This is a genomic window from Tannerella forsythia, assembly GCF_003860135.1.
Lineage (GTDB): Bacteria > Bacteroidota > Bacteroidia > Bacteroidales > Tannerellaceae > Tannerella > Tannerella forsythia_A.
Window position 1 is genome coordinate 18962 of the sequence record NZ_RQYN01000033.1, and the last position, 14629, is coordinate 33590.

At 49.3% G+C, this 14629-nt stretch carries 11 protein-coding genes and 1 pseudogene; 8 read left to right on the plus strand and 4 right to left on the minus strand.

Going from position 1 to position 14629, the window contains the following annotated elements; translation table 11 throughout:
* Positions 1-114 precede the first annotated feature (114 nt).
* Positions 115-2274 carry an ATP-dependent helicase gene (locus EII41_RS09060; protein WP_124790327.1) on the plus strand — a complete coding sequence of 720 codons (2160 nt, stop codon included), beginning with the start codon at positions 115-117 and terminating at the stop codon, positions 2272-2274.
* A gap of 80 nt (positions 2275-2354) precedes the next feature.
* Here EII41_RS09060 and uraA read toward each other — a convergent pair whose 3' ends face one another.
* The 3 genes from uraA to polA form a co-directional block, all read right to left on the minus strand.
* The gene (uraA, locus tag EII41_RS09065) at positions 2355-3641 is read right to left on the minus strand and encodes a uracil permease (protein ID WP_124790328.1); all 1287 of its coding nucleotides are present in this window, start codon (positions 3639-3641) and stop codon (positions 2355-2357) included.
* Between the two features lie 23 nt (positions 3642-3664).
* Positions 3665-4294, minus strand: a complete 630-nt coding sequence (gene upp, locus EII41_RS09070) for a uracil phosphoribosyltransferase (RefSeq protein ID WP_124790329.1) — start codon at positions 4292-4294, stop codon at positions 3665-3667.
* A gap of 83 nt (positions 4295-4377) precedes the next feature.
* Positions 4378-7179, minus strand: coding sequence for a DNA polymerase I (gene polA, locus EII41_RS09075; protein WP_124790330.1), 2802 nt, complete (start codon positions 7177-7179; stop codon positions 4378-4380).
* Positions 7180-7269: 90 nt separating this feature from the next.
* On the opposite strand from polA, the gene EII41_RS09080 reads away from it, so the two are divergent.
* From EII41_RS09080 to EII41_RS09090, 3 genes are all read left to right on the plus strand, one after another.
* On the plus strand, positions 7270-8244 hold the full coding sequence (locus EII41_RS09080) for a polyprenyl synthetase family protein (protein WP_124790331.1): 975 nt from the start codon (positions 7270-7272) through the stop codon (positions 8242-8244).
* A gap of 324 nt (positions 8245-8568) precedes the next feature.
* Positions 8569-8757: a type II toxin-antitoxin system HicA family toxin gene (locus tag EII41_RS09085; protein ID WP_124790332.1), complete on the plus strand. Its 189-nt coding sequence runs from the start codon at positions 8569-8571 to the stop codon at positions 8755-8757.
* 13 nt (positions 8758-8770) lie between these two features.
* On the plus strand, positions 8771-9163 hold the full coding sequence (locus tag EII41_RS09090) for an antitoxin HicB (RefSeq protein ID WP_124790333.1): 393 nt from the start codon (positions 8771-8773) through the stop codon (positions 9161-9163).
* A gap of 233 nt (positions 9164-9396) precedes the next feature.
* Here the strand turns inward: EII41_RS09090 and EII41_RS09095 are convergent, their stop codons facing one another.
* Positions 9397-9882 (minus strand): VanZ family protein, encoded by a 486-nt coding sequence (locus EII41_RS09095; RefSeq protein ID WP_260425536.1) that lies wholly within the window; start codon positions 9880-9882, stop codon positions 9397-9399.
* Between the two features lie 245 nt (positions 9883-10127).
* On the opposite strand from EII41_RS09095, the gene EII41_RS09100 reads away from it, so the two are divergent.
* The 4 genes and pseudogenes from EII41_RS09100 to EII41_RS09110 all read left to right on the plus strand — a co-directional run.
* Positions 10128-13391: a DUF2723 domain-containing protein gene (locus EII41_RS09100; protein ID WP_124790334.1), complete on the plus strand. Its 3264-nt coding sequence runs from the start codon at positions 10128-10130 to the stop codon at positions 13389-13391.
* 6 nt (positions 13392-13397) lie between these two features.
* Positions 13398-14012 carry a polysaccharide deacetylase family protein gene (locus EII41_RS09105; RefSeq protein WP_124790335.1) on the plus strand — a complete coding sequence of 205 codons (615 nt, stop codon included), beginning with the start codon at positions 13398-13400 and terminating at the stop codon, positions 14010-14012.
* Between the two features lie 209 nt (positions 14013-14221).
* A complete protein-coding gene (locus tag EII41_RS14305) occupies positions 14222-14398 on the plus strand; it encodes a hypothetical protein (RefSeq protein ID WP_221620714.1) in 177 nt (58 codons plus the stop codon).
* Positions 14371-14629, plus strand: a pseudogene (locus tag EII41_RS09110) (sugar-binding domain-containing protein); the annotation flags it as partial. The gene EII41_RS14305 and the pseudogene EII41_RS09110, both read left to right, overlap by 28 nt.

The following is a 14629-nucleotide window of genomic DNA, read 5'->3' on the forward strand; positions in this document are numbered from 1 at the left end:
AGACGTCTCATATATCCTATATGACAGGGCGTTTTTTTACGGGAAAAAGGTTGCATACGAAAAATGATTGTACCTTTGTCATTAGAATAATACGGAAAAACAAAATGTTTCGGTATGGAAACAAAAACGGATTTAAGCATATTGAACCGCAAACAACGCGAGGCCGTAGTCAGTGAAGACCGTCGTCTCTTAGTTTTGGCAGGAGCCGGGTCGGGCAAAACAAAAACGCTTTTGCAGAAACTCATTTATCTGATTGGAGAAAAAAACGTAAGCCCTTCCCATATCCTGACTCTTACGTTCACCAAGAATGCCATGAACGAGATGATCGACCGGTTGATTATTTCGGCAGACGAAAGCGGGGCATACGCAGAACAACTCTTCGATGAGAAAAAGAGCTATGCCGATAAAGCGAGGGAACGAGTCGTTCAAAAGAAAAAATATCCTTGGATCGACAGGCTTACGATCCAAACCTTTCACAGTTTCTGCTACCATGTCTTGCGAAACGATGGCGTAAATGAATTTGACAATCAATTTAAAATCATCGGAGAAGGAAAACGAATGGACGACGACGAGCTTTCTAACCATACGACACAGGAAACAATATTCTATGTCATGCGTAAACTCCTGATCGAAGCGTGTGAAGATGTCGACTATCTGTTAAAACTGAAACATTATATCCTTGATTATATCGTGGATAAAATTCATCTCAAGAAAAACAATCCCGATCGCATCGCTCGCGATAACAAATATTATACCTCGCTTAACGGCACGAAAGTACGATCCAAGTCCGAACAGTTTATCGCGGACTGGTTCTATCGGCATAACATCAAGTTCGAATACGAACCGAAGCTAAACATAAAAGATTTCGACTTTCATCCCGATTTCTATATCCCCGCGGCAGAACTGTACCTCGAACACGTTTCGGATAAGAGCTACCCGATGTACGACAAGGAAAAACAGTTTTATAAAGGGAAGCTCTTATTGGTCAAGACCTTCGAGCCTATGACCAACGACTCGGCTCTGTTTCATGATACCTTGGATAAAATCGTTAAAAACCGCTTGCCGGCCGATTACTCCCGAACCATCTCCGTTAGTTTTAACGAAGCGTTTTACGGCTATCATGAAGAAGTAAGAGCTTTTGTTCAGCTTATCTTACGCATCACCAATATGATGAAAGTGGAAAACACGGAGCCCGACACCCTTTTGGAAAAAGCAAAGAAAGACCCGCACGAACGTATTCGACACTTCTATGAACTGGCCATTCCGCTCGTAAAAAAATACATGCACTATTGCGTCGATAAATCGTACCTCGATTTTAACGACCTTATCTCGCGAAGCGCTTCTTTGTTTCATCATCATACCGATATCGCCCGCCGGTACAGAAATAGATTCCGATACATTCTGGTCGACGAGTTTCAGGATGTGAATAACCTGCAGGTCGAACTCATCAAATTATTGCTTACCGGCAGCACGCAACTTTTCTGTGTGGGGGACGATTGGCAAAGCATTTATGGCTTCAGAGGATCGGATGTGAATTACATCATCGAGTTTGAAAAACATTTTCCGAACGCGAAAGTCATCAAGCTCAATTTGAATTACCGGAGTACGCAAAATATCGTCGAGGCAAGCAATGAAGTGATTAAGCATAATAGTCTGAAAATAGAAAAAGAACTTAAAGCTTCGAAACGATCCGAGCATAAAATCGTTGTTTTCGCGGGAAACACAGAAGAAGACAACCACCAATTCTGTTTCGACAAAGTAAAAGAATTGCTGAAAGACGGAGTAAACAAAGATGAAATTCTATTTTTGTACAGAAGAAACAAAATGTTCGCTCCGTACTCTTATCGTTTTAAAAAAGGCAATCTCCCGATTCAAGGTAAAACGATTCATGCATCGAAGGGGTTGGAAGCCAAAGTCGTTTTTATTATCGGTTTGACCGAAGGGCATGGCGGCTTCCCCGATATATGGCTTGAAGACCGCATCTTTCAGGTGATAAAAAAAGCCAATCACGATTTATTGCTCGAAGAAGAAAGGCGGCTGTTCTATGTTGCCCTTACAAGAGCCAAAGATAAGCTCTTTTTAATCACATTAAGAGGAAATGAATCCGGCTTTTTGAACGAGATACCGGCCAACTATACGGTACGGACTACCAACTCTCTTGAGCAGACAACCCACAACGTAATTCTGTGCGATCGTTGTTTTAGCCAATTGGGAAAACTTCACAAGTATTGCCCTTATTGCGGACAACGAGTCATCGAACGGCCCAAAGAATAGAAAAACCTTCTTGTGTCGTATCGGTGCGATTTCATCTCCTCTCTTTCCCTAAGAGAACTGACTGATCGCCGAATGACAACCTAACCATGATCCGCTTCGTCCGTATCGTTCGCGATGCCGAGACGGTCGATCACATAAAAGAGTCCGCCGAGGAACATCCCCGTGATCGTGGCCAGACACATACCCGTCAGTTTCACGTTGCCGAGTTGGATATATACGCCCGACAATCCGACGACGAAGACGAGCGCCGTCATGGCCAGATTACGTCCTTTGGCATAGTTCACCTTACGATCTACCATCAGGCGGATACCCGATGCGCCGATCATACCGTAAAGCAGGAAGCTGATACCGCCCATCACCGGAGCGGGGATGGAGTTGATCAGCGCCGACGCCGGAGCGAGGAACGCCAGCAGGATGGAGAAGACGGCCGCTCCGCCGATCACCCAGACGCTGAATACTTTCGTGACGGCCATTACGCCGATGTTTTCGCCGTACGTCGTCGTAGGCACGGAGCCGAAGCATCCCGAGAGGGTGGTCGAGATTCCGTCGGAGAAGAGCGTGCGATGCAGTCCCGGATCTTTCAGCAAGTCACGCCCGACGATTTCGCTCGTCACCACCTGATGTCCGATATGCTCGGAAATCACCACGAGCGAAGCCGGGATAATGATTAGCACCGACTCGAGGCTAAATTGGGGAAACATGAAGTTGGGCCATGCGAACAGCCCGGCTTGCGTTACCCCGGTAAAGTCGACCAGCCCGGCGAAGAATGCGACGAGGTAGCCCGCGACGATGGCGATCAGAATCGATATGGCGGCCGCGAAGCCGCGGAACAGTACTTGTCCCAGCACAGCAACGGCGATTGTCACCACAAAGACAACCACAAACAGAGGATTGATTTCGGTATAGGTCTCGGTCAGTACGAGTCCGCCGTTTTGCGCGGCCGTACCGGCCAGTTCGAGCCCGATAAGCGCCACTACAGGCCCCATGGCGGCCGGAGGTAGCACGGTATCGATCCATTTCGTCCCTGCGAATTTGATCAGCATCGCCACGGCACAGAAAATCATCCCGGTGACGACAAACCCGCCCAAGGCGTAGGGATAGCCGTAGTCCGGATTGTTGATCAGCAATAGGGTGGGAGCGATGAAAGCGAAACTCGAACCGAGGTAAGCGGGCGATTTGCCTTTCGTCACCGCAATAAAGATAAGTGTCCCGATCCCGTTCATCAGCAGCACGATGGCGGCGTTGATGCCGAAAAGCCATGGCACCAATACCGAGGCGCTGAACATGGCAAACGTATGTTGAATGCTCAGCGGGATACCTTTGAGTAAAGGCACCCGCTCTTCTACTTGAATGATTCGTCTTGACATGAACGTGTCTGTGGAGAACTGATTTATTTCGTGCCGAAAATCCGGTCGCCGGCGTCGCCGAGGCCGGGCAGAATATAAGCGCTGTCGTTCAGACGTTCGTCGAGCGAAGCCGTGTAGATGTCGACGTCGGGGTGATCGGCCTGCACACGCCGTACTCCTTCGGGGGCTGCCACGAGGCACATCAGGCGGATGTTCGTACAACCTTTCTCTTTCAGCATCTTGATGGCGTCGGACGCGCTTCCTCCCGTGGCGAGCATAGGGTCGGTGATGATGACCATGCGATGGTTGATGTCTTCAGGCAACTTGCAATAATAGAAAACGGGGTTGTGCGTGTCGTGATCTCGATAGAGGCCGATATGTCCGACCTTGGCCACCGGAAGAAGGTTCAACAACCCGTCGACCATGCCCAGCCCGGCGCGCAGAATGGGTACGATGGCCAGCTTTTTTCCCGATATCTCGTGCGCTTTCGTGCGCATCATCGGTGTCTCGATTTCGATTTCGGTAAGCGGAAGATCGCGTGTCACTTCATAGCCCATCAACATGGCGATCTCTTTGAGCAGATCGCGAAAATCTTTTGCACCCGTGTTGATATCCCGTATTCTCGTCAGCTTGTGCTGAATCATGGGATGGTCGATAATATGCAGCTTGCTCATGTTTTTATCGTTTTTTGAAAACCGGCACAAAAGTACGATTTTTTTTCATTTTCTGCCATCTGCTACATGTCGAATCGTTCTTGTCAGTGCGCTTCCAACCAATTCTGTCCCGTACCGCAATCGGCAACGAGCGGCACATGCAGTTGCATCACACCCTCCATTTCTCGCAGCACGATTTCACGCACGCGATCCAATTCGTCGCGATGCACGTTAAAATTCAATTCGTCGTGTACCTGAAGGATCATCTTGCTGCGCAACTTCTCTTCGGCAAACCGACGGTAGATACCCACCATCGCCATCTTGATGATATCGGCGGCGCTGCCCTGTATCGGCGCGTTGATCGCGTTTCGTTCGGCGTACCCGCGTACCACGGCATTATGCGAGTGGATATCGGGCAAAAAGCGTTTGCGGCCGCATATCGTGGTTACGTAGCCGTGTTCTTTGGCCAGTCGGATGCTTTCGTCCATATAAGCACGCACATCGGGGTAGGTTTTGAAATAACCGTCGATGAGCTCTTTCGCCTCTGCGCGCGGGATGTTCAAACGTTCGGCCAATCCGAACACCGAGATACCGTAGATGATGCCGAAATTGGCTGTTTTGGCTTTGCGACGCATGTCGGAGGTGACGGCTTCGTCCGCCACACCGTAGATTTTCGCCGCAGTGGCCGAATGAATGTCGGCTCCGCTGCAGAAGGCCTCGATCATCTGCTTGTCGCCGCTCAAGTGCGCCATGATGCGCAGCTCGATCTGCGAGTAGTCAGCCGAGAAGAAGACACCGTCTGAATGGTCGGCAATAAACGCCTTACGGATGTCGCGCCCCAACGCTTCGCGGATCGGGATATTTTGCAAGTTCGGGTTCGATGAACTGAGGCGTCCGGTTGAGGCGACCGTCTGATTGAACGAGGTGTGGATTTTGCCTGTCTCCGGATTGATGAGCTCGGGTAAGGCGTCGATATACGTGCCCAACAGCTTTTTCAGACCGCGGTAATCGAGGAGTTTCCCGACGATCGGATGACGGTTGCGCAGTTTCTCCAGAATGCTTTCGTTCGTGCTGTAACTGCCTGTTTTTGTTTTTTTCGCTTTCTCCTCAATACGAAGTCGGTCGAATAAGATCTCACCGACCTGCTTGGCCGAATTAATATTGAATGTCGTTCCGGCCAACTCATAAATGTCTTTTTCTAATTGACTGAGTGTTTTCGAAAGTTCTTCGGACGATTGTTTTAAAGCTTTCGTGTCGAGAGAAACACCGGTCAGCTCCATGTCGGCCAGCACATAGATCAGCGGCATCTCGATGTCGCGAAACAGCGGTTCGAATCCGCCGTCCGAGAGTTGCGGGGCGAAGAAGTTCTTCAGTCGCAGGGTGACATCGGCATCCTCGGCGGCATATTCGCTGACCTTCTCTACCGGCACGTCGCGCATCGATAGTTGCCCTTTGCCGCGCGCGCCGATCAGACGTTCGATCGAGAGAGGGCGATAACGCAGATATGTCTCTGCCAAATAGTCCATATTGTGCCGCAGCTCGGGGTTGAGCAGATAATGAGCAATCATCGTATCGAACAGGGGCCCCGCTACCTGTATGCCGTAGCGCCTAAGCATCAACAGGTCGAATTTAATGTTTTGCCCCACCTTTTCGATAGCAGGATGTTGCAAAGCCTCGGCAAACGGAGCGATGATCCGTTTCGTCTCTTCGGTATCGGCAGGCAGAGGCACGTACCATGCTTCGTATTCGTTGATGGCGAACGATATCCCGACAAGATGAGCTGTCAACGGATCGATGCCGTCCGTCTCCGTATCGAAAGCAAACGACGATTGAGAGCGAAGCAATCGTGCCAGATCGTTTCGTTTCGCCTCCGTGTCGGCCGTGAAATAGGTGTGTGGCGTAGTTGTCAAATCGGCGAGATCGGATACCATCGCTTCTTCCGATTCCAACTGCATGTCTACGGCCGATGTTTGCTCCGCGTCGTCGCCGAAGAGGGAGAGTTGTTGCATGGCTGTCGTGCCTTTCCCGGTGTGTGCTGTCGCGGGGTCATCGTTCAGTTTGTTCAGGAAAGAGCGGAACTCCAGTTCGACGTAGATCTCGCGGAGACGCTCCTTGTCCGCGTCTTTGCGTGCGCAAGTCACAGCGTCGAAGGAAATCGGGACGTCGGTGACGATCGTAGCCAAAAACTTGGAGAAGCGGATCTGTTCCGCGTTTTCTTCCACTTTCGTCTTCAACGCGCCTTTCAGCCGATCGGTGCTTGCCAGCAACTCTTCGACGGAACCGAACTCGGCAAGTAATTTTTGCGCAGTCTTTTCGCCTACACCGGGACAGCCGGGGATGTTGTCGGAGCTGTCGCCCATCAACCCGAGGAGATCGATCATCTGCCCGACGGACGTGAGTCCGTATTTCGTCAGCACTTCGGGAACTCCTAATGTTTCGTAATCGCCTCCGAATTTCGGTCTATACTGGAAGATATGTTCCGAGACGAGCTGCCCGTAGTCCTTGTCCGATGTCATCATTAGCACCTTGAACCCTTCCTGCTCGGCTTGCTTGGCGATCGTGCCGATGACGTCGTCCGCTTCGTAGCGCGGCACCTCCAGCACAGGGATGCGGTATGCGGCGATGATCTCGCGGATGTAAGGGATGGCGATACGGATGTCTTCGGGTGTTTCTTCCCGCTGCGCTTTGTACGCTTCGTAGGCTTCGTGACGAAACGTCGGGCTTGGCGGATCAAACCCAAAAGCGACATGTGTCGGGTTTTCGCGCCGAAGAACATCTTCGAGCGTATTGATGAAGCCGAAAATCGCCGACGTGTTCATCCCTTTCGAATTCATTCGGGGATTTTTGATAAAGGCGTAATATGAGCGGTAAATGAGCGCGTAAGCGTCGATCAAAAGCAATTTCATAAGGAGCGTGTTGTTTTTGGGGGGTAAAAGTACGAAAAAACTTTTTCAGTCGGCACTTTTTCTTACTTTTGCATTCGGAAAGCAGGATTTATGATAGATAAAAGAGATATAGAGAAGCCTGTCTCGGAAGAGTTCGGAATATTCCGCGAGAAATTTGCGGAGGCGCTTTATAGCGAAATCGCTACCATACGCAAAGCCATCGAAACGGTATATCATTCGAATGGCAAGCATATCCGCCCGCTTTTGGTGCTGCTGACAGCCAAGGCCTGCGGACGTGTCACGCCGGACTCGATCCATGCAGCTGTGTTTCTCGAATTATTACATACGGCGTCGCTCCTTCACGATGATGTGGTGGACGATACCCGCCAGCGCCGGGGACTTCCCTCAATGAACGCGCTCTTTGATAATCGTGTAGCCGTGCTGATAGGTGATTTTATCCTCTCCGAAGCGCTCGTGCGGGCCACGCAGACGGGACAGGTGCAGATCGTTTCGATCATCGCGTCGCTCAGTCGTCAGATGGCTGAAGGCGAAATCAAGCAGCTGGAAAACGCGCAAGAACAGATATTGGAAGAAAAAGACTACCTGATCGCGATTGAAAAGAAAACATCGATGCTGCTCTCGGCATGTACGGAAATCGGTGCCGTAACAGCTCGGGCAACCCCTTCGATGCAAGAGAGTTGTAGAGAGTTCGGTCGTCTGCTTGGCTACTGTTTCCAGATACGCGATGATATTTTCGATTACTTCGATGACCCGGTCGTCGGCAAGCCCAGCGGCAACGACATCCGCGAAGGGAAGGTGACCCTGCCTCTGCTTTACGCCCTCGAATCGACAGACGAACCGACGAAAGCGCCTTATCTGAAGATGATTCGTGAGCGAGATTTCTCGCCTGAAAATGTCGCGGCGCTGATCAGTTTCGCCAAAGAGCGTGGAGGGGTCGAATATGCCATGTCTCGTATGGCATACTATAAGGAGAAAGTGGCGGATATCATCCGTTCATTACCCGACAATGACGCCCGTGAGAGCCTGTTGCTCCTCGCCGACTATGTAATTGAACGAAAGAAGTAAATCCTTTCTGCACAAGATCGGGAGCTTCCAAGGCGATCACAAAGTTTCGTCTGTTACATGTCCTCCGTTTGACGACAGCACCAGAAATCACCGGATTGTGGCCTGGATACGTCATGTGTATAGTTTAATATGGCCCGGAGTGTTATATCATGATGTTACATTTTTTGTCTAACGGTTGAGGGGAATAAGCATCAGACTTTTACAGATGAAAAAAACTTTAATCTAACGACAAAAGAAAAAATAAAGGCGTAGCAAAAACAAGGAAGAATCATTGTTTATTGTTCATATTATTACTATATTTGCGTCGTCGAAATAGAAAACGCGATGAGCTATAAAACCGTAAAAGAAGTAATCAATCTGTTGAAAGAAAATGGTTTTGTGGTAAAGACCAAAAAGGGAAGCCATATAAAGTTCGAAAAAGGCGGGAAGATTGTTATTGTACCGGATCACGGAAGCAAAGGCGTAGAAAAAGGTACCTATTACAATATACTTCGACAAGCGGGGTTGAAATAAAAATAAGCAGATTATGAGGAAGGTAGAAGTTATCGTCGAACACGCAGGCAACAATCTTAGTGCCTATATTCAAAATGTTCCTATCCTTGTGGTTGGTAATACGGTTAGTGAGATAGAAAACAATATGAAAGAAGCTATCGAGCTGTATTTGGAAGACAATGAGAATCCTTGTGAGGAACTATCGGGCAGTTTCTCCCTGGTATTCAAGTTAGATGCCGCTACATTTATCAATAATTACAGCGGGATTTTCACGAAGTCCGCGCTGAGCCGCATTACGGGAATTAATGAGCGCCAACTTTGGCATTATGCCGCAGGAATACATAAGCCCCGAGAAAAACAATTGAAAAAGATACAAGACGGGGTGAAGGCTTTAAGCGAAGAACTGTCCCGCATAAGCTTATTGTAGAGGCTAATAATCTTCATCGGATCTGTACGACTGAGGTTTTGAGAAATGCCAAAAGGGTTAAGGATAAGTGTTTTGTTTAGAAACACACTTGTTAAACAAGATTGTGAATAGATATTAGGATGCAAATTCAGAGAGGAACGAACTTCGGAGTGCGCAAAGTTAAATGCACGCGAGAGCCTGTTGCTCCTCGCCGAGTATGTGATTGAGCGAAAGAAGTAAAGAGGAGATTGCTTTTACCTCCGACTTTTGCGTGTCGGTCTTTTGGAGCGGCGTACCGACCGAATCAGAAAGAGAGCGATACAGAGTCCGATCGTAAATCCGGCAAAATCGATCCATACGTCGAGCAACGAAGGCCCACGACCGCAACCGAACAGTTGGATGGTCTCGTCGCACACGGCCGTGAACAGTCCTGCAAATAGCGGCCACGAGATATGCGGCATCAGGCGATTCGTGTAGACGCGTAATGTTAGTGTCAAGAAAAGCCCCAGCAGCATAAATTCGGTCAGGTGCGCGAGTTTCCGTACGGTATACACTGTGAACCGATAGTCGATACCCAAATGACCGATCAGCCGGTTCAGCCACTCGGTAACCATCGCACTACGCAGTCCGGACGCTTCGCCTCCCTGTAGCGAGTTCGTAAAGATAAAGACGGTTACAGCGATAGTCAGTAGCGTGTATATCCAGCGAAACAGCTGTGTATGTTTGCCTTTCTTATTCATTGTGTTGTAAAAAACAGTCGCAAAGGAAAGAAATAAAAGTCGTCGGACGAAACGATTTTCTTTAAGAAGTCGTAAAACACGATTAAAAAACGTACCGGTAGCGAGAAAATGAAAAAACGCATTCCCGTTTACGATTTCTTCGTAACTCGAACAATATATGTAATAAGATAGCGTTATGTTGTCAGCGGATTTTTATATCTTTGCGGCCGAATATTCAAAAATAAACGCTTACTATATCCTCGATTATGAAGCAATATAAGCTAATCAACAACGTATTGGGATGGATCGTCTTCCTGATCGCGTCATACACGTATTTATCGACTATCGAGCCGACCGGAAGTTTCTGGGATTGCGGCGAGTTTATTGCATCTGCCTATAAACTGGAAGTGGGACACCCACCCGGCGCACCTTTCTTCATGCTGATGGGTAATCTGTTTACGCAACTCACCTCCGATACGGCGGAAGTGGCGAAGATGGTGAACCGTATGTCCGCCCTGTTCAGCGCGCTGACGATTCTGTTCCTCTTCTGGAGCATCACGCACATGGCTCGGCGTATCATACTGAAAGAAGGAAAACGCGAGCTGACTTTGACGCGCACCATCATGGTGATGGGTTGCGGACTGGTCGGAGCATTGGTCTATACCTTCAGCGATACGTTTTGGTTTAGTGCCGTGGAGGGTGAAGTGTACGCCAGCTCGTCGTTATTTACGGCTGTCGTGTTCTGGCTGATTCTGAAATGGGAAGAAGCGGCCGACCGTCCGCATGCCGACCGTTGGATAGTGCTGATCGCCTACTTCATGGGTTTAAGTATCGGTGTCCATCTGCTGAACTTGCTTTGTATTCCTGCCATCGTACTCGTATATTACTACCGGAAATTCCCTAATCCAACGTTCAAAGGAACGGCGATCGCCCTTTTGGTATCGTTTGCCATCGTCGGATTGATGATGTACGGCGTCGTGCAAGGTCTCGTAGAGGCTTGCGGCTGGTTCGAACTGCTGTTTGTAAACGGCTTCGGGATGCCATATAATTCCGGTGTTTATGCCTATGTGTTGATCATTGCCGGCATGCTGGGCTGGTCGATTTGGGAAACGATGCGCGAGGACATCTCCCCGATGCGCGTGAGGATTTCTTTCGTCCTGACCATCGCCCTGCTCGGTATTCCTTTCCTGGGAAGCGGCTATGTGCTCGGTATTCTATTGTTGATCGCTTTAACGGCCGCCCTGTTCCGCCTCAAAAATATCAATGTCCGCACACTGAATACGATTTTGGTTTCACTGATGGTGATTGTGGTGGGTTATTCGTCTTACGCACTGATTCTTATTCGTTCGACGGCTGACACACCGATGAACCAGAATGCACCGAAGGATATTTTCACCCTCCGCAGTTATCTGGCACGTGAACAATACGGTGATACGCCTCTGATCTACGGTAAGACTTACGTGTCGGTACCGGAGCGCAACAGTGATGGTACGGCTGTTGCGAGCGAGAGTGCCACTATCTGGCGTCGTGCGATTAAAAAAGATAAGAACGAGAAAGACCGCTATTTTGATACGTATACGATGATTACACCTAAATACGTCAGCGAAACGATGATGCTTTTCCCGCGTATGCATAGCTCCGAACCGCGTCACGTGGCGGGTTACAAGTCGTGGGCGAATGTGAAAGGCTTTCCGGTAAAAGTCCGTGAATTAGGCGAGACGAAGAGTGTCATGAAACCGACCTTTGCCGAGAATATCAAATTCTTCGTGCGTTATCAGCTGAACTTTATGTATTGGCGATATTTTATGTGGAACTTCTCCGGTCGTCAGAACGATATTCAAGGACATGGCGAGATTATGAACGGGAACTGGATCACGGGAATCAAACCGATCGATACGTTCCTCGTTGGTCCGCAGGATGATATGCCGTTCGATATTGCCAACAACAAGGGGCATAATGTGTATTATATGTTGCCTCTTCTGCTCGGACTACTGGGGATCTTTTACCAGTTGTTTAGTGGAAAAAAAGGAACACAATCTTTCTGGGTGACGTTCTTCCTCTTCTTTATGACGGGGATTGCGATCGTGCTTTACCTGAATCAGACCCCGCTTCAGCCGCGCGAACGAGATTATGCGTATGCCGGCTCGTTCTATGCATACTGTATTTGGATCGGACTGGGTGTCGGTGCCGTAGCGCGAGCACTAGAAAAGTTTGGGAAATTGCCGGGACTTGTGGCCGGTACGGTCGCGACGCTTGCATGTGTACTTGTACCGATTCAGATGGCCGGACAGAATTGGGACGACCACGACCGTTCGGGACGTTACATGTGCCGTGACTTCGGTTCCAACTATCTCGAATCGTGTGAGCCGAATGCTATTATATTTACGAATGGCGACAACGATACGTTCCCTCTCTGGTATGCGCAGGAAGTGGAAGGCATCCGCACCGATGTGCGCGTATGTAACACGAGCTACCTGCAAACCGACTGGTATATCGACCAGATGAAACGTCAAGCCTACGAATCCGCGCCGCTACCGATCACATGGGATCGTAGCCAGTATATTCAGGGCAAACGGGATATGACGTATGTCATTAAACGCATGGATAAGGTCGATTTAGGGCAGGCATTGGAGTGGTTACGCAGCGACGACCCGCGCACGAAGAAACTTCCCGGATACCAGAATGATATTTCTAACATTCCTTCGGATGTACTGACATTGAAAGTCGATTCGGCCACGGTGATGAAGCATGGTGCCATCAGTCCGCAGGACGCGTCGCAGATGGTCAAGGAAATGACCATCAATTTATCGGGCAAGGAAGTTCTGGGCAAAGAAGCCGTAACAATCCTTGATATGCTTCATACGAATAACTGGGAACGTCCCATCTATTTTGCCATCACGGTAGATCCGAATCAGTTCGTACGCCTCGACCCGTATTTTCAAAAAACGGGGATGGCATATCACATCGTGCCTTACATGACGCAAGGTCCGAATGCGCGTGCCATCGATACGGAAAAGATGTACGATAACGTGATGAACAAGTTCCGATGGGGCGGTGTCGACAAGCCCGGAGTTTACATCGATGAGAATACGATGCGTATGTGCAAAAGTTACCGGATGTATCTTTTCGGTGAGCTGGCTCAGGCCTTGCTGCAGGAAGGTAAGCCTGACAAGGCACAAGCTGTTCTGGATCGATGCATGGAAGTGCTTCCGCCCGAAAACGTACCGTTGGATTACAGTGCGATTATGATCGGAGAAACGTATATGGCGATCGGTCAAAAAGAGAAGGGGGGCTCGATTCTCGATGGTGTCATCGAAAACTCATTGCGGAATATCCGCTGGTATATGCGTCTGAACGCGCGGGATAGGGCCGGTATTCAGGATGATTGGCAGCGTGATCTCGCCATCGTGCAGAACGCGTTGGGAATGGGAATGCAATACGATCGTGAATACGGCGCCAAGTATCGCGAAGAGTTCCAGAAATACTACATGGCTTTTCAGGGAACTCAAGACGGAGGACGCAACCGCTAACCGACGATGTTTATCGAACAACCGCCCTGGTTTTACAGGGCGATTTTTCGCGGAGGTATCTGGCGGATTCCGCAGAAAGAGAAGTGTGTCTACCTAACATTTGACGACGGACCGATCCCCGAGATCACGCCGTGGGTGCTTGACGTGCTTGATCGTTACAAGGTGAAGGCCACGTTCTTCTGCGTCGGCGACAATGTGCGTAAGCATCCGGATATTTATCGCATGGTGCTCGAACGCGGTCATGATGTGGGTAATCATACGTTCAATCATATTCAGGGAGTCCGTTCGTGGTCGTCTCGTTATATGGAGAATGTGGAGAAGGCCGCAGAGCTGATCGACAGCCGCCTCTTTCGTCCTCCGCATGGACACATGCGTTTGCCGCAATTGGCACGACTGCGCAAGAAATACAAGGTGATCATGTGGGACGTCGTCACCCGCGATTACAGTCCTCACATGACGGCACAAGGGGTTTTTAACGTCGTGAAACGATATACACGCAATGGATCCATTATTGTCTTTCACGACTCACTCAAAGCCGCTGACCGCATGAAAGAAGCCCTTCCCCGATCGATCGAATGGCTTCAAGAACAAGGCTATCGGTTCGAACTCTTCGAGCCGTAGCATCGTTGGTGAATGTAGGAGACGGAGAAACGAGAAGTGAAACTCAGCGAGTGTTTAGCTGTTCCTTTGTTGGCTGAAAACCGTTCGCTAAATGACTATTAACACGGCGATAATATAACGTTATTTTTATTTTGACAAATATTTATTAGTCAGATATTTAATAGTTTCAAAAATCACGAAATAATCCCGTCGGGTTAATATTAACAATTTTGCCGGATAGGACGACGGCCGGATGGCAAGCCGTACAGCTTCCTCATACCTGGAACGATAAGGATGTGCTGGCCGACGGACAGAGAGATACTACCGCGGCGCCGGCTGGTACAAGAAAAGATTTCGCCTTGTTCCCGAAGAGGGAAAAAGGTATTTCCTTCGGTTCGAAGGAGTGAATCAAACGGCCGAAGTGTTTGTAAACGGGAAACCGGCCGGAAAACATACGGGCGGTTACACCGCTTTCAACATCGATTTAATGCCTTTCCTCGAGGCGTCGGGAGAGCAGTACATCGCCGTAAAAGCGGACAACAGCCATCGAGACGACGTGCCGTCCCTGTCCGCCGATTTCACTTTCTTCGGCGGCATATACCGGCCGGTACATCTGATCACCACGGGCGAACAGCATT